The organism is Tardiphaga sp. 813_E8_N1_3 (assembly GCF_051811025.1).
Taxonomy (GTDB): Bacteria; Pseudomonadota; Alphaproteobacteria; order Rhizobiales; family Xanthobacteraceae; genus Tardiphaga.
Map to the genome: position 1 here is coordinate 3,770,538 of NZ_JBPWQE010000001.1, position 13,863 is coordinate 3,784,400.

At 61.4% G+C, this 13,863-nt stretch carries 17 protein-coding genes and 1 riboswitch; of the genes, 12 read left to right on the forward strand and 5 right to left on the reverse strand.

Annotated elements, in window-relative coordinates:
* Window positions 1-2 precede the first annotated feature (2 nt).
* Window positions 3-1,490: a hypothetical protein gene (locus AB8A33_RS17825; RefSeq protein ID WP_439093954.1), complete on the reverse strand. Its 1,488-nt coding sequence runs from the start codon at window positions 1,488-1,490 to the stop codon at window positions 3-5.
* A 218-nt stretch (window positions 1,491-1,708) separates the two neighbouring features.
* Here AB8A33_RS17825 and AB8A33_RS17830 point away from each other — a divergent pair, with 218 nt between their 5' ends.
* The 6 genes from AB8A33_RS17830 (at window position 1,709) to thiC (ending at window position 7,005) form a co-directional block, all read left to right on the forward strand.
* A complete protein-coding gene (locus tag AB8A33_RS17830; protein WP_439093955.1) occupies window positions 1,709-2,215 on the forward strand; it encodes a transglycosylase SLT domain-containing protein in 507 nt (168 codons plus the stop codon).
* An 88-nt stretch (window positions 2,216-2,303) separates the two neighbouring features.
* Window positions 2,304-2,448: riboswitch (TPP riboswitch) on the forward strand.
* Window positions 2,436-3,473, forward strand: a complete 1,038-nt coding sequence (locus AB8A33_RS17835) for an FAD-dependent oxidoreductase (protein WP_439093956.1) — start codon at window positions 2,436-2,438, stop codon at window positions 3,471-3,473. It overlaps the preceding riboswitch by 13 nt.
* Window positions 3,464-3,661 carry a sulfur carrier protein ThiS gene (thiS, locus tag AB8A33_RS17840; RefSeq protein ID WP_439093957.1) on the forward strand — a complete coding sequence of 66 codons (198 nt, stop codon included), beginning with the start codon at window positions 3,464-3,466 and terminating at the stop codon, window positions 3,659-3,661. Before AB8A33_RS17835 ends, thiS begins: the two co-directional genes overlap by 10 nt.
* A 6-nt stretch (window positions 3,662-3,667) precedes the next feature.
* Complete coding sequence (locus tag AB8A33_RS17845; protein ID WP_175367204.1) at window positions 3,668-4,450, forward strand: thiazole synthase; 783 nt, start codon at window positions 3,668-3,670, stop codon at window positions 4,448-4,450.
* Complete coding sequence (locus AB8A33_RS17850; protein WP_439093958.1) at window positions 4,437-5,045, forward strand: thiamine phosphate synthase; 609 nt, start codon at window positions 4,437-4,439, stop codon at window positions 5,043-5,045. Before AB8A33_RS17845 ends, AB8A33_RS17850 begins: the two co-directional genes overlap by 14 nt.
* A gap of 31 nt (window positions 5,046-5,076) precedes the next feature.
* Complete coding sequence (gene thiC / locus AB8A33_RS17855) at window positions 5,077-7,005, forward strand: phosphomethylpyrimidine synthase ThiC (RefSeq protein ID WP_439093959.1); 1,929 nt, start codon at window positions 5,077-5,079, stop codon at window positions 7,003-7,005.
* Between the two features lie 250 nt (window positions 7,006-7,255).
* On the opposite strand, the gene AB8A33_RS17860 is transcribed toward thiC, so the two are convergent.
* Complete coding sequence (locus AB8A33_RS17860; protein WP_439093960.1) at window positions 7,256-7,963, reverse strand: hypothetical protein; 708 nt, start codon at window positions 7,961-7,963, stop codon at window positions 7,256-7,258.
* 294 nt (window positions 7,964-8,257) lie between these two features.
* On the opposite strand from AB8A33_RS17860, the gene AB8A33_RS17865 reads away from it, so the two are divergent.
* The 3 genes from AB8A33_RS17865 (at window position 8,258) to AB8A33_RS17875 (ending at window position 9,765) form a co-directional block, all read left to right on the forward strand.
* Complete coding sequence (locus AB8A33_RS17865; protein WP_439093961.1) at window positions 8,258-8,683, forward strand: YeeE/YedE family protein; 426 nt, start codon at window positions 8,258-8,260, stop codon at window positions 8,681-8,683.
* 4 nt (window positions 8,684-8,687) lie between these two features.
* A complete protein-coding gene (locus AB8A33_RS17870) occupies window positions 8,688-9,131 on the forward strand; it encodes a DUF6691 family protein (RefSeq protein ID WP_439093962.1) in 444 nt (147 codons plus the stop codon).
* A 352-nt stretch (window positions 9,132-9,483) separates the two neighbouring features.
* Window positions 9,484-9,765, forward strand: coding sequence for a helix-turn-helix domain-containing protein (locus AB8A33_RS17875; protein ID WP_439093963.1), 282 nt, complete (start codon window positions 9,484-9,486; stop codon window positions 9,763-9,765).
* Here the strand turns inward: AB8A33_RS17875 and AB8A33_RS17880 are convergent.
* Entirely contained in the window at window positions 9,719-10,126 is a 408-nt protein-coding gene (locus tag AB8A33_RS17880; protein WP_439093964.1) for a hypothetical protein, read from the reverse strand. The genes AB8A33_RS17875 and AB8A33_RS17880 overlap by 47 nt on opposite strands.
* 157 nt (window positions 10,127-10,283) lie before the next feature.
* On the opposite strand from AB8A33_RS17880, the gene AB8A33_RS17885 reads away from it, so the two are divergent.
* Complete coding sequence (locus tag AB8A33_RS17885; protein WP_439093965.1) at window positions 10,284-10,994, forward strand: glutathione S-transferase family protein; 711 nt, start codon at window positions 10,284-10,286, stop codon at window positions 10,992-10,994.
* Between the two features lie 16 nt (window positions 10,995-11,010).
* On the forward strand, window positions 11,011-11,391 hold the full coding sequence (locus AB8A33_RS17890; RefSeq protein ID WP_439093966.1) for a RidA family protein: 381 nt from the start codon (window positions 11,011-11,013) through the stop codon (window positions 11,389-11,391).
* Between the two features lie 6 nt (window positions 11,392-11,397).
* Here the strand turns inward: AB8A33_RS17890 and AB8A33_RS17895 are convergent, their stop codons facing one another.
* Window positions 11,398-11,901, reverse strand: coding sequence for a DUF2380 domain-containing protein (locus AB8A33_RS17895; protein WP_439093967.1), 504 nt, complete (start codon window positions 11,899-11,901; stop codon window positions 11,398-11,400).
* Window positions 11,902-12,098: 197 nt separating this feature from the next.
* Between AB8A33_RS17895 and AB8A33_RS17900 the strand changes: the two genes are divergently transcribed.
* Window positions 12,099-12,704 carry a collagen-like protein gene (locus tag AB8A33_RS17900; protein ID WP_439093968.1) on the forward strand — a complete coding sequence of 202 codons (606 nt, stop codon included), beginning with the start codon at window positions 12,099-12,101 and terminating at the stop codon, window positions 12,702-12,704.
* A gap of 51 nt (window positions 12,705-12,755) precedes the next feature.
* Here the strand turns inward: AB8A33_RS17900 and AB8A33_RS17905 are convergent, their stop codons facing one another.
* A complete protein-coding gene (locus AB8A33_RS17905) occupies window positions 12,756-13,820 on the reverse strand; it encodes an alpha/beta fold hydrolase (RefSeq protein WP_439095962.1) in 1,065 nt (354 codons plus the stop codon).
* Window positions 13,821-13,863 lie beyond the last annotated feature (43 nt).

The window sequence follows — 13,863 nt, forward strand, 5'->3', positions numbered from 1 at the left end:
GCTCAGTTCGCCTTCACCGCAGGCGCAACGCTGTGGACCGCACCCGGTTTGCGCAGATGGATCGTAGCGATGTCATCGCTATAGACCTTTTCCCAACCATCGACGCGATCGAGCAGCTTGGTCGCCGCGCTCTGGGTTCGCAGCAAGGTCGCCTCGATGTCGTAGTCCTTCAGCAGCCGGAACAGATTGTCGGGCTCCATCAGACCGCTGGCATTGTTGTGGTCGACCATCAGCTTTGTCCCGAACAATTCGGTACGGCCATCGATGAAGGTTGGCACGCCACGCGCGATCAGATAACCGCCGAAATCGTAGTCGTTGAACACGCGGCTGAGCTTAAGCTTCTGGAGTTCAGTCACCGCCTTTGCGGGCGCAGCCGCCTTGAGCGGCATGTAGCGCTGCACGGACGCCAATACGAACGTTCCGGCGATCAGACAGATCGTAATCCCCGCGAACAACAAGCCGCGCTGCGGCGACAGATGATTGGCCTCTGGCCGCTGCGGTCCGCCGATCTGCAAGCCAAGCGGCGTCGCCAAGACCAGCGGCGCCAGCAACGCCAGCACTTCGGCGTTGCGCACATGACTGAGCGCCATGAACACGAAGCCAATCACGAGCACGATGCGCATCGGCGGCAGCGTGATGCCGCGCCAAAGCGCCAGCGCGAACGCCACCAGCACGGTCAGCTCCAGAGGCCCGGCATGATTGAAATTCGCAGGCCGCCACTCGCCGATCAGCGCCAGCGCTTCACCGAGATTGAGAATGCGACGCGACGCCAGCAGCGAGTCCCAGCCATAAGGGGTCACGCAACTTGCTGCCAGCGCGGCAATGCCGAACAGCGCCCAGCGCAGCAGCAACGCGCGCTGCATCGGTTTCGGCGCATGCCAGATCGCATCAATGCCGATCGGACCGATCAGCGCCAGCCCGAGAATGAAGCCGCCATGCAGATTGGCCCAAAGCGCCATCAGCGGCAGCAGCCAGAACGATGGCACGCTTTTGCGATCCATCGCATTCACAAGGCCGGCGACCCATGCCACCATCACCGGCATCGCCAGCAGATGCGGCCGCGCGACAACGTGCCCAGCCATCAGCGCGAGAGCCGTCGCGACGAAAATGATCGTCACCGTGGCCGGCAGGCGCTTATCGAGAAAGCGCGCCAACAGCGCCATTGTCACAGCCAGTGCAGCGGCGGCAAGCACCACCACGCCGGTCCAGCCAGCGCCGGCATAGGCGACCGCGTAGAGGACCTGAGACAACCACTGGGTCGAGATCCACGGCTGGCCGTACATCGTGAACGAGTAGATGTCGGTTGTCGGCACCGCATGGTGATCGAGAATCCACTGCCCGACTGCGATCTGCCAATACGCATCCGGATCTCTCAGGAGGGCGTTGCCCGCCGCGAGCCACAGCGTATAAACCGCGATCCCCGCCCAGAGCGGGAGCAGCCCGTGCATCGTCTTGCGCGTTACGACGGGATGGGTGGCGGACATCGTCATGCTCGGCATGCCCCTGAAAAGTCGCAAGAAAAGCGCTGGAATACCGCAAGAAAGCACGACAGGGCATAATTTGGGGTAAATACCGGGCGGAACTCGCGAATCTGGCCTACAGAAAGACTCAATTCGAGCCCTCATCTCGGACAATTGAATCGGATGGTTTAGGCCGTCTGAAAGACTGCCTCCGCTACTGGCGGAGAGCGAAGTTTTCGAGACCATTCATGAAACGTATTTCTCTGTCCCTGGCGACGATTCTGGCTGTTGCCGCTGTTCCGCAACTGGCATCCGCGCAACAGCGTGCCGACTACGACGCTTTGGTTGCCACCCATGCCCAGGCCAATGGCGTGCCCGAGGCGCTGGTGCATCGTGTGATCGTGCGGGAAAGCAAGTATCACCCCAATCTTATCGGCCGCGGCGGCACCATCGGCCTGATGCAGATCAAGCTCGCGACCGCGCGCGGCGTTGGCTACACCGGCACTGCCGAAGGCCTCCGCGATCCCAACACCAATCTCACTTACGCGGTGAAGTATCTCGCCGGCGCCTACCGTGCCGCCAACGGCAATCACAACCGCGCGGTGTCCTACTATGCCGGCGGCTACTACTATGCCGCCAAGCGCCAGCGCCGTGACGTTTCCGCGCCGCCGCATCAGCCGATCTTCGCCAAGGATGCCGAGCGCCTGCACTTGCAGAACACGGCCAATGCCAACGCGCAGGCTCTGAAGCCGTAATTGTGCGTGATCGGGTGGAATCCCAAGGGATTACACGTCAAGGGATTCCCGGGGCGCGTTGACACGCCCATCCATAGGTTTACATTAGAGTCGTTCCGAGGGGGGCTCCGACGAGGAGCTGAGATACCGCAAGCTTGCACTTTTCCTGTTCCGGAAGAGACGCGCGAGACCGCGGTGACCCTTTGAACCTGATCCGGGTCATGCCGGCGAAGGGACAGGGATGTTTCAGACTACGCAATCTCCGCGCGGGGACTCTCCCGTGGCGGGTCAATCGATATCAGTCATTGGCGCTGGCATTGCCGGCGCTTGGCAGGCGTTGATGCTGGCCAAAGCCGGTCACGCCGTCACGCTCTATGAGCGCGACAATGCCGAGATGCGCGAATCCACCACACATTGGGGCGGCGGCATGCTGGCGCCGTGGTGCGAGGCTGAAGTCTCCGAGCCCGTGGTGTCGCGACTCGGCTTGCGCGCGCTCGATCTGTGGCGCGAGGAATTACCCGATACGCCGTTCAACGGCTCGCTGGTGATCGCTCATGCGCGCGACCGCGCCGATTTCGAGCGTTTCGCAAAAATGACCTCCGGCTATACGCGGCTCGATGCGGCTGGTATCGCCGAGATCGAGCCCTCGCTCGAAGGGCGGTTTCGCGACGGGCTGTTCTATCCCGGCGAAGGCCATGTGGAGCCCCGCCGCGTGCTGCCGGAATTGCATCGGCGCATCACCGAAGCCGGCGGCGTCATCAAATACAATTGCGAGCAGAAGGCCGAAGACCTCGACGGTCTGGTGATCGACTGCCGCGGCCTTTATGCGCGCGAGCAAGACGAGACCTCGAAGCTGCGCGGCGTCAAGGGCGAGATCATCATCGTCGAGACCGACGAGGTGCAGCTATCGCGCCCGATCCGCCTGATGCATCCGCGATGGCCGCTTTACGTAATTCCACGTGCGGAGAACCGCTTCATGCTCGGCGCGACGTCCATCGAAGGCGAGGACACCGGCGTCAGCGTGCGCTCCGCACTCGAACTGCTCGGCGCAGCCTATGCCGTGCATCCGGCCTTTGCCGAAGCGCGCATCCTTGAATTCGGTTCGGGACTTCGTCCGGCCTTTCCCGACAACCTGCCGCGCATTGCGATCGACAAGAACACGATTGCAGTGAACGGCCTCTATCGCCACGGCTTCCTGCTGGCGCCTGCGCTGGCGGAGCTGACGCTCAACTATATCAAGCGTGGCGAGATCGACAATGAGGTGATGCAATGCAAGTGACCGTCAATGGCGAGCACCGCGAGATCGAGGCGTCGCATGTCGGTGCGCTGCTGCAGGAACTGGACTATGAAGGCACGCATTGCGCCATTGCGCTGAATTTCGACGTGGTGCCGCGCAGCGCCTGGGCGCAAACACCGCTGAAGGCTGGCGACGAGATCGAGATCATCACGCCACGGCAGGGAGGCTAATTCCTGATGGTGAGTTTCTACGGCAAGGAATTCAAATCGCGCCTGCTGATTGGCTCAGCGCTCTACCCGTCGCCCGCGATCATGCAGGACGCGATCCGCGCCTCTGGCGCCGGCATCGTCACCGTGTCGCTGCGGCGTGAATCCGCCGGCGGCAAGACTGGCGATGCGTTCTGGTCGCTGATCCGCGAACTCGACGTCACCGTGCTGCCGAACACCGCGGGCTGCCGCAGCGTGCGCGAGGCAGTCACCACTGCGAAGCTGGCGCGCGAATTGTTCGGCACCTCCTGGATCAAGCTCGAAGTGATCGCCGACAACGACACGCTGCAGCCCGATGTGGTCGGCCTCGTCGAAGCCGCCGATATCCTGATCAAGGACGGCTTCGAGGTGTTCCCCTATTGCACCGAGGACTTGAGCGTCGCGATGCGTCTGGTGGATGCCGGCTGCAAAGTGGTGATGCCATGGGCGGCACCGATCGGCAGCGCACGCGGCATCATCAATGCCGACGCACTGAAGCTGATGCGCGACCGCCTGCCCGATATCACGCTGGTGGTTGATGCCGGCCTCGGTGCGCCATCGCATGCCGCCGAAGCGCTCGAACTCGGCTATGACGCCGTGCTGCTCAATACCGCTATCGCCAAAGCGGCCGATCCCGTCGCCATGGCCAATGCCTTCCGCCTCGCCGTCGAGGCCGGCCGCACCGGCTTCGAGGCGGGCCTGATGGGCGCGCGCGATTTCGCTTCTCCTTCCACTCCAGTCATCGGGACACCGTTCTGGCATGCCGTATCCTGACCGCTTTTATCCCGTCGTCGACACCGTAGCCTGGGTGAAGCGCCTGACTTCGCTCGGCGTCGGTACCGTGCAGCTTCGCGCCAAGGATCTCGATGACGCGGCTGCGACGACGCTGTTTCGCGAGGCCCTCGCCGTAACGAATGGCACGAAAACGAAGCTTGTGGTCAACGACTACTGGCGCGTCGCCATCGACCTCAAGGCGCAGCACCTGCATCTCGGCCAGGAAGATCTGGCCGACACCGACGTTGCCGCGATCCGCAAGGCCGGCATCACACTGGGCCTCTCGACCCATGACGAGGAAGAACTTGAAACCGCACTCCGCGCCAATCCTGATTACGTTGCGCTCGGGCCGATCTTCTTCACGACGTTGAAGTCCATGCGCTTCGCGCCGCAGGGTATTCCTAAGATTCCCATCTGGAAGAAGCGCATCGGCGCGCTGCCGCTGGTGGCGATCGGCGGTATCAAGTTCGAACAGGCCGCAGAGATCTTTGCCGCCGGCGCGGATTCCATCGCCGTCGTCAGCGACGTTACCCAACACGCAGACCCGGACGCACGCGTCCATCAATGGCTTGGCGCGTCCGCCAAAGCCGCCTGACATTTCAAGAACGACAACGGAGGATTAGTCCATGAACATCCGCTCCAATCCCGACACCACCCTGCCCGCCGTCACCACCGGCAACCTGCCCTCGTCCCGAAAGATCTACGCGATCCCGGAGAGCGCGCCCGACCTGCGCGTGCCGCTGCGCGAGATCATCCTGAGCGAAGGCGCCGGCGAGCCGAACCTCCCCGTGTACGACACGTCGGGTCCCTATACCGATCCGGACGTGCTGATCGACGTCAATAACGGCCTATCCCGCGCGCGTCTCGATTGGGTGAAGGAGCGCGGCGGCGTCGAGGAATATCAGGGCCGCGAGATCAAGCCGGAAGACAACGGCAATGTCGGCGCAGCCCATGCCGCGAAGTCGTTCAAGGCCTATCACAAGCCGCTGCGCGGCGTCGGCGATCACATGATCACGCAGTATGAATTCGCCCGCGCAGGGATCATTACCAAGGAAATGATCTACGTTGCCGAGCGCGAGAACCTCGGCCGCAAGGTCCAGCTCGAGCGCGCCGAGGCCGCGCGCGCCGACGGCGAGAGCTTCGGCGCCGAAGTGCCACTGTTCGTCACGCCGGAATTCGTGCGCTCGGAAATCGCGCGCGGCCGCGCCATCATCCCCTGCAACATCAACCATGCCGAACTCGAGCCGATGATCATCGGCCGCAACTTCCTCACCAAGATCAATGCCAATATCGGCAACTCCGCCGTGACGTCGTCAGTGGAAGAAGAAGTCGACAAGATGGTGTGGGCGATCCGCTGGGGTGCCGACACCGTGATGGACCTCTCGACGGGCCGCAACATCCACACCACCCGCGAATGGATCCTGCGCAATGCGCCGATCCCGATCGGCACCGTGCCGATCTATCAGGCGCTGGAGAAGTGCGACGGCGATCCGGTCAAGCTGACCTGGGAGCTCTACAAGGACACGCTGATCGAGCAGTGCGAACAGGGCGTCGACTATTTCACCATCCATGCCGGCGTCCGGCTGGCCTATATCCATCTCACCGCCAACCGCGTCACCGGCATCGTCTCGCGCGGCGGCTCGATCATGGCGAAGTGGTGCCTCGCGCATCACCAGGAGAGCTTCCTCTACACGCATTTCGAAGAGATCTGCGACATCATGCGCAAGTATGACGTGTCGTTCTCGCTCGGCGACGGGTTGCGCCCCGGCTCGATCGCGGATGCCAACGACCGCGCGCAGTTTGCCGAACTGGAGACGCTCGGCGAACTCACCAAGGTGGCATGGGCGAAGGGCTGCCAGGTGATGATCGAAGGCCCCGGCCACGTACCGCTGCACAAGATCAAGATCAACATGGACAAGCAGCTCAAGGAATGCGGCGAAGCCCCGTTCTACACCCTGGGGCCACTGACCACCGACATCGCGCCGGGCTACGACCACATCACTTCGGGCATCGGCGCCGCCATGATCGGCTGGTTCGGCTGTTCGATGCTGTGCTACGTGACGCCGAAGGAGCATCTCGGCCTGCCCAACCGCGACGACGTCAAGGTCGGCGTGATCACCTACAAGATCTCCGCGCATGCCTCGGATCTCGCCAAGGGCCACCCCGCCGCGCAGCTGCGCGACGACGCGCTCTCGCGCGCGCGCTTCGACTTCCGTTGGCAGGACCAGTTCAATCTCGGCCTCGATCCGGAAACCGCCGTCGCCTATCACGACGAGACACTGCCAAAGGACGCCCACAAGGTCGCGCATTTCTGCTCGATGTGCGGACCGAAGTTCTGCTCGATGAAGATCACGCAGGACGTGCGCGACTACGCGGCAACCCTCGGCGACAACGAGAAGGCCGCGCTGAACCTCGGCGGCACAGCGACGATGGGCATGTCGATGTCAGGCGTGATCGAGGACGGCATGGCCAGCATGAGCCAGAAGTTCAAGGACATGGGCGAGCAGGTCTACGTGCAGGCGCAGGCGGTGAAGGACAGCAACAAGGCGCTGTAACGTATCTTGCCGCTTACACCGTCATGTCCGAGTTTGACCCGGGCATCCACTACTTCAAAGAAGGCCGGGCATTTGCCCGGCCTTTTCTCGTATCCGACAGCGAGAAATCAAGCCCGGTCCAAGCGTTGCGCAATCCGAGATGCTCACAATTGGCACCAGCATTATCCGCGCTCCGCTCATCATTATATGGGTGGCACGCCACCGGCAAAGCTTTGTCCGAAATGCTAATCTATCTTGCAGAGTTATTCGATCAAGACCCTCTTTGAATTTTCTCTTGCTCTTCTTCTAAAACTCTCAACTCATCCAAATCCCTCTGATGGTAAGCAGCCAAAGCTCCATCAAACCATTGGTGAAACGTTTCCACGATCGAAGCGTGGCTATTCACAATATGCACGGGATCAATCTCAACGTCCTGACGCGCCAGAAACGCGTTGCTGGCAGAAGTCCATCCATCCCACTTTCTCAATTGTTCCGTCTCGATAAAAACTCCCGTTCTAATTCCTTCAGCCCGGGTGAATTTGAGAGTCATATTTGAGATCGGCAGCTCTCGATGCAAAGCGTAATTTCTAATATCCTGCATAAATCTGCAAAGCTCATTGTTGACGAATGTCCTGGCTACTTCTGCTTGGTAATCCTCGTCAATTTTCGTTCCCTTATAGTGCTCAGCAACAAACGCCCGAGTGTGATCAACGAGAGTTTTTGCGGCAGCCAAATAATTGTGAAATCTCCGATTAAGCTCGCGATGAACTTGATGACCAGCACTTCGATACTCCTCACTCATAAGCTTGACGCCAATTTCTGGGCTTTGGAGAATCGAAAGATCGTTTTGGAGTTCGATCTTATTCATACTAAAAACGTTCAACGTAAAACTTCGCAGCTTTTTCCGCCCAAGATACGCCATTCCAGGGGATGCATGAATCAATTTAAAGATCGAGTATCCGTTATCTGAAGTATCCATCACCGATTTGCTCCAGTTGGTAGGGTGGACAGAGCCTCTGAATTTTTGCGCCCCACCTTACGATGACCGCTGCTTATCTAAGCGAGCCTAGCCCGGATGAAGCATTACGCAACCCGAACTACTCCCAGTCGACATCGTCTCGCCCATATTTCGCTTCGCTTCATACGAACTACGTGCTCCACGCAGATGGAGAGATATCGCGAATTGTAATAGAGTGCCCACTCTACGCTGCAGACGTGAACCGAGCTCGCCCACCGTTGGACCAAACAACGCTCGTTGAAAGGGCTGCTACCCATGCACAATCTCACACCTCTCTCCGGACTCCTAGGCGGCGCGCTGATCGGGCTCGCTGCCTCCATGCTGATGCTGCTGACCGGACGCATCGCCGGGATCAGCGGCATTTTCGGAGGGCTACTCCAGCCCGGTGCCGGCGATCGCGGCTGGCGCATCGCCTTCGTCGCCGGACTTCTGGCAGCGCCCCTGCTCGCTTCGCTTTCGGGCACACCATTGCCAGCACCAGCGATGCCGGCGAGCCTGATCGTCATCATTATCGCCGGGCTTCTGGTCGGTTTCGGCAGCCGCATGGGTGGCGGCTGCACATCCGGCCATGGCGTATGCGGTATCGCACGCCTGTCAGCACGTTCAATCGTCGCCACAGCGATCTTCATGGCCGCAGCGATCGCCACGGTCGCCGTCGTGCGTCACGGTATCGGAGGCTGATGCAATGCTACTTGTTTTCGTCAGCTTTGCTTGCGGCCTCGTGTTCGGCATCGGTCTCCTGATCTCGGGCATGACGGACACCGGGAAAGTACTCGGCTTCCTCGATATCTTCGGGGCTTGGGACGCGACGCTGGCTTTCGTGATGGCCGGCGCAGTCGCGGTCACCGGTCTTGGCTTCGCACTGGCGCGGCGGCGCGGCACACCTGTCCTTGCCGCAAAGAACCTGTGGCCGACACGCAGGGACGTCGACACGCCGCTCGTTATCGGGGCCACGCTGTTCGGGATCGGCTGGGGCCTCGTGGGGCTCTGTCCTGGCCCCGCGCTGGTCAACCTCGCGGGGCTAGGCCTTCCGGTGATTGTGTTCGTCGTCGCAATGGCGGTGGGCATGCTCGGTCACGATGCATTGAGCACACGTCGCACGCTCATGCGACAGATCGAGAAAGCGTAGATCGGGTAACGGCCTGAACCAATCGTAACCTTGAAAGCGACCAATGCAGTACCCGCGGCATGGCGTCATAAGCGGCGATCACTGGCTGTGCTCGCACCACTCCCCTATCCTCACTGACATCACAAGGCATGCGCGCCCTGTGCGCTTATCGACATGCCGGGTTCCAAGGCGCCAAGGGCATACAAGACGACTTTCTTTGTTGCAAAACCCCGGCGGCACACCCAATGGTACCCATGCATTAACCTTTCATTAACCAATCGCGCCCACCTTGCCGCAACGCAACGGCTGGGGGCTGTTCGTTCTCGATGTTGTTGCTTCGCGCGACGAAGCAGGCGTTGATCGGGAGATACCCATGATCCAGGAATCCCTTTTCGAGTCCCTTGACCGCCCGCGTGACGATTCGCCGGCTGAAACGGACACGTTTGCACCCTCGTCAGATCCCAGCGAGGTCGTGACGATGCTGATCGGCGCGACTGTTCATGAGGTGGAGCGCGAACTGATGCTGCAGACCCTCGCGCGTTGCGACGGCAATCGCACTCACGCCGCCCGCGTGCTCGGCGTGTCGGTTCGCACCATGCGCAACAAGATCAGGCAGTATTCGGCAGACGGCGTCGATGTGCCGGCGCATGGATAGCGCGCATAGCGCTAATGCATGAGCGCGCCGGTATCCAGCACCATGTGGAGCCCTGCAGCCGGCCTTCGGTCTGCATCTCGACATCGACCAGATGCGCCTTCGGCTCAAAGCCGCGAATTCTGACAGTGAGCGGCTTGCTGAATTGCCATGCCTCGCGCGCCTGCAGCAGGCTATCCTGATACGACGCCAGAGCCTTTGAATCGCCGGCTTTCTTTAGTACCTGCCATCGTGCCAGATTCGAGCGATCCTCGAACCAGATCGAATCCGGTTTCACCTGCATGGATGCGCCACGGCGAATCTCGCCGGCGTCGGCAGTCCCCACAAGAATCAGCCAGACAGAAAGAACCAGGTATGACTTCATGTATCTTCATTTCGTGCGGATGACTTTCGGCATCGTTCCTACGAGACCGGAGCCGGTCAGTATCGGTCGGCCTTCACCGTTCCCGGGTTCAAACAACGGCCCTGTATGAAATGCCAATACATGCTAGCCTGCGCTTTTCCCGCACGGACACGACCTCATGCTCACGCTGTATTCTTGGCCTGATCTGTTTGGCGTCGCTGACAACAATGGCTATGGGCTGAAGGTCTACGCCTTTCTCAGGCTGGCGGGCGTGCCCTTCGCGCATGAACATGTGCTCGATGCCTCTGCCGCGCCGCGCGGGCAGTTGCCCTATATCGTCGACGATGGTCGCACCATCGGCGACAGCGGGACGATCATCGCCTATGTGATCGACAAGCACGGCCTGACCATCGATGCGGATGTGACACCGACACAACGTGACACCAATCTGCTGATCACGCGCATGCTCGACGATCTCTATTGGGTGATGTCATATTCGCGATGGAAGGATGAGCGTATCTTTCCGCTGTTCCGGGATGCTTTCATGGCGCAACATCCCGGCACCGACGCCGCCACGCTCGACAAGGCCCGCGCCTACAACGCACAGCGCTATCATTTCCAGGGGATCGGCCGCTACGCACCAAGCGACGCCTATGCCCGCGGCATCGCCGATCTCGACGTGCTGGCGCGTCTGGTCCCTGCGGAGGGCTTCCTACATGGCCCCAAGCCGACCAGCATCGATGCAGGCATCTATGGCTTTATCGCCAACATCCATTTTTACGACATCGATACGCCGCTGAAGCGGTGTGTCGCCTCGCATGCGAGCCTCATCAGGCACTGCGAAGCCATCCACACCCTCGTCAACGCATCTTATAGTCCCTTGGCCTGACACAGAGAATCCGACCATGCCCATCCAGCACTTCCCGCCCCCTCCCGGAATCAAAGCGCCGCCGCTGTCCTATGCCGCGCGGGTCGGCGATCTCCTGTTCGTCTCCGGCATTCCCGGCTTCGACGCCAATGGCCAGTTGCCGGAACAATTCGAGGCGCAGTTCGGATTTGTGGTGCGCACGATCAAACGGGTGCTGAAGGATGCAGGCACCGACATCTCGCACCTCGTCAAGGTCAACGTTCTGCTGACGCGCGCGTCCGACGTGGCTCCGATGAATGCTCTGTACGCCGAAGGCTTCGGGCCGCCGCCCTATCCGGCCCGCACCACCTGCGTGGTTCAGGCGCTGCCCAATCCGGCGATGCTGATCGAGATCGAGTGTGTGGCTTCGCTATCGTGACGGCGCTCATCGACCCGCCATTGCATCCTTCACCGTCTCGCTGACGAAATCGGCGGCGCGGCGGAACGCGGTGTCGGTATCGCCGCGGAAGGTGACGGCGCGGCGCATCACCAGCTGCTCGCGCTCGACATCGAACAACTGCACCTCGCCCCATTGCACCAGCGTACTCATCTTGCGGATGCCGCCATAGACCAAGTAACGCGCGCCGTCGCGACGTGCTGCGGCGACGAGATCCTCGGGCGCCATGCTGACGGCAGTGCAGACGGGCTGCGGACAGGCCGGGCGCACCACACGGTAGTCGCGCTGCGCCAGCCCGTCGCGCAGCAGCGCAGCGAAGATGGTCATGCGATCGTGATGCTGCGCGGATTGATCGGCCTCCTCGCCGGAGGTGTCGCTATAGTCGAAATCGGCCACCGCGACGGCGAGCTGTCCGGCAGCCGCGGCCGGCGCAGGTGCCCCCAGCAGCGCCACAGCGCCGCACAGCAACCACAGGACCTGCGCTCTCCGCATGTTCTCCTCCCTGATCTTCTGTTCGCCGCCACGCCAAACTGCCGCGGGGCCGGTAGGTCAAGCGACGCCGATGCTAGTCCGCATGTGATGAAGCGCAACCGGCAATGTCTGTGGTGGCATGGCAGCAGCGGCGAATTGAAGCCGTCATCCATCCCCTGTTAAAAGCGGCCGGACAGAATCAATACGGAGTGTGAGGCGTGGCAAAAGATACGATCAGCCAGACCGGATTACGCGGCCCCCGCGGCGAACCGGGGCTTCCCGGACCGCAGGGCCATCCCGGACGACCGGGGCCGGAAGGCGCGCAGGGCAAGCCGGGCGTGGCCGGCAAGGCCGGCGCCAATGGCAAGCCGGGACCGCAGGGCAAGCGCGGCGAAGCCGGGCCGCAGGGCAAGGCTGGCGTTAACGGAAAGGCTGGCGCCGACGGCAAGCCGGGTCCGATCGGACCGCAGGGCAAGGCCGGGCCGCAGGGACCACGGGGTGAACAGGGCCTTCAGGGCAAACCCGGCGTGCAGGGTGAAGCCGGGCCGCGCGGCGAACAGGGTCCTCCCGGCACGCTGCCGACCCTCGAGCAGATCATGCCGTGGCTGCACATGGTGTTCGATGCCTGGGAAGACCATCGCCAGATGCGCGCACGCGAAGCACAGGAGCGCGAGGAAGCCCTGCGGCTTGAACAGCAGCAGGAAGTCGTCGAGCGCGTCGCTGCACTGATCGAAGCCGACACCGTTGCAACCGACGAGCCGGACGACGACAGTGACGGCGAGAAGAAAAAGAAGAAGCGCAAACACAAGAACAAGGACGACTGACACGTCATCCCCCAAGCGGCACGGACATTGTCCGTGCCGTCCTGCCCTCGCCTACATGGTCCGCTGCGGCGCGGTCTGCAGCAACTCTTGCAGCTGCTGTTTGTAGAATTTCGCACCACCCGTGGTGAGATGACCACGGGTCTCGGTGCTCGCCGGAATCAGCAGCAGTTTCGCATGTTTGATCCGCTTCAGCGCGGCATCCATCAACCCGGTCTCCGGCGGATTGCGCTCGTCATCGGCAGCGTTGATCGCAAGCACGACGGATGCGACCTTCTCCAGGCCTGCTGACGGATTGTAGTCGCGCGACGATTCCCACTGATAGATGAAATCATTTGCATCGGCGACAAACGGCGCCTTGAGCCGGTCATCGACATTCTTGTCGGCGGCCTCGCCGGTCGGCGCCAGCATTTGATAGGCCAGCGTGCCGCCGGCTGTTGCGATGCCATACATCACGCTCGCAAATTTGATCATACCGGGCTGCGATGTGTAGTTGCCGGCCTTGTAATCCGGATCGGCGCGCACGGTCTCGATCATCATGCGCCGCATCATCCAGTTTCGCGCGCTCATCTCGGTCGGTTGCGACGCCATCGGCACCAGGATGTCCATTACATCAGGATATTTCGTGCCCCAGATCCACGCATGCATGCCGCCCATGGAATTGCCGATCACCATCCGCACATGCTTGATGCCAAGACCCTCGACCAGCAGCCGGTGCTGGGCGTCGACCATATCGTCGTAATTGTACTTCGGAAATGCGGCTTTCATCCCGTCAGAGGGTTTCGACGATTTGCCGTGGCCGAGCGCATCAGGAATGATGATGTAGTATTTTGTGGCATCGAGCGGCTGACCCGCTCCGAATAATTCGCCCGCAAAAGCGGGCGTCAACATGTTGAGCGCCGAACCACCGGTGCCATGCAGCACCAGCACCGGCTGGCCGCTCGGCTCACCCACCGTCGTGTAGTGCAGATTCAACTCCGGCATCACATGGCCGGTATGAAACTTGAAATCCTTCGCGATCCAGTCGCCCTGTTTCGGCGCCGGGTAATCGGCGGCGAACGCGGTCATGGCAGCAAGCGAAGCACATGTCACGACAGCAGCAGCGCACAACGCGCGCATAGAACGGCTGGGCATAGTCATCCTCCCCGGCGCAGCCATTTGA

Excerpts from the sequence above, each read along its gene's own strand:
- AB8A33_RS17825 (WP_439093954.1), bottom strand. The coding sequence starts at position 1,490 with ATGACGATGTCCGCCACCCATCCCGTCGTAACGCGCAAGACGATGCAC.
- AB8A33_RS17830 (WP_439093955.1), top strand. The coding sequence starts at position 1,709 with ATGAAACGTATTTCTCTGTCCCTGGCGACGATTCTGGCTGTTGCCGCT.
- AB8A33_RS17835 (WP_439093956.1), top strand. The coding sequence starts at position 2,436 with ATGTTTCAGACTACGCAATCTCCGCGCGGGGACTCTCCCGTGGCGGGT.
- thiS (WP_439093957.1), top strand. The coding sequence starts at position 3,464 with ATGCAAGTGACCGTCAATGGCGAGCACCGCGAGATCGAGGCGTCGCAT.
- AB8A33_RS17845 (WP_175367204.1), top strand. The coding sequence starts at position 3,668 with ATGGTGAGTTTCTACGGCAAGGAATTCAAATCGCGCCTGCTGATTGGC.
- AB8A33_RS17850 (WP_439093958.1), top strand. The coding sequence starts at position 4,437 with ATGCCGTATCCTGACCGCTTTTATCCCGTCGTCGACACCGTAGCCTGG.
- thiC (WP_439093959.1), top strand. The coding sequence starts at position 5,077 with ATGAACATCCGCTCCAATCCCGACACCACCCTGCCCGCCGTCACCACC.
- AB8A33_RS17860 (WP_439093960.1), bottom strand. The coding sequence starts at position 7,963 with ATGGATACTTCAGATAACGGATACTCGATCTTTAAATTGATTCATGCA.
- AB8A33_RS17865 (WP_439093961.1), top strand. The coding sequence starts at position 8,258 with ATGCACAATCTCACACCTCTCTCCGGACTCCTAGGCGGCGCGCTGATC.
- AB8A33_RS17870 (WP_439093962.1), top strand. The coding sequence starts at position 8,688 with ATGCTACTTGTTTTCGTCAGCTTTGCTTGCGGCCTCGTGTTCGGCATC.
- AB8A33_RS17875 (WP_439093963.1), top strand. The coding sequence starts at position 9,484 with ATGATCCAGGAATCCCTTTTCGAGTCCCTTGACCGCCCGCGTGACGAT.
- AB8A33_RS17880 (WP_439093964.1), bottom strand. The coding sequence starts at position 10,126 with ATGAAGTCATACCTGGTTCTTTCTGTCTGGCTGATTCTTGTGGGGACT.
- AB8A33_RS17885 (WP_439093965.1), top strand. The coding sequence starts at position 10,284 with ATGCTCACGCTGTATTCTTGGCCTGATCTGTTTGGCGTCGCTGACAAC.
- AB8A33_RS17890 (WP_439093966.1), top strand. The coding sequence starts at position 11,011 with ATGCCCATCCAGCACTTCCCGCCCCCTCCCGGAATCAAAGCGCCGCCG.
- AB8A33_RS17895 (WP_439093967.1), bottom strand. The coding sequence starts at position 11,901 with ATGCGGAGAGCGCAGGTCCTGTGGTTGCTGTGCGGCGCTGTGGCGCTG.
- AB8A33_RS17905 (WP_439095962.1), bottom strand. The coding sequence starts at position 13,820 with ATGCGCGCGTTGTGCGCTGCTGCTGTCGTGACATGTGCTTCGCTTGCT.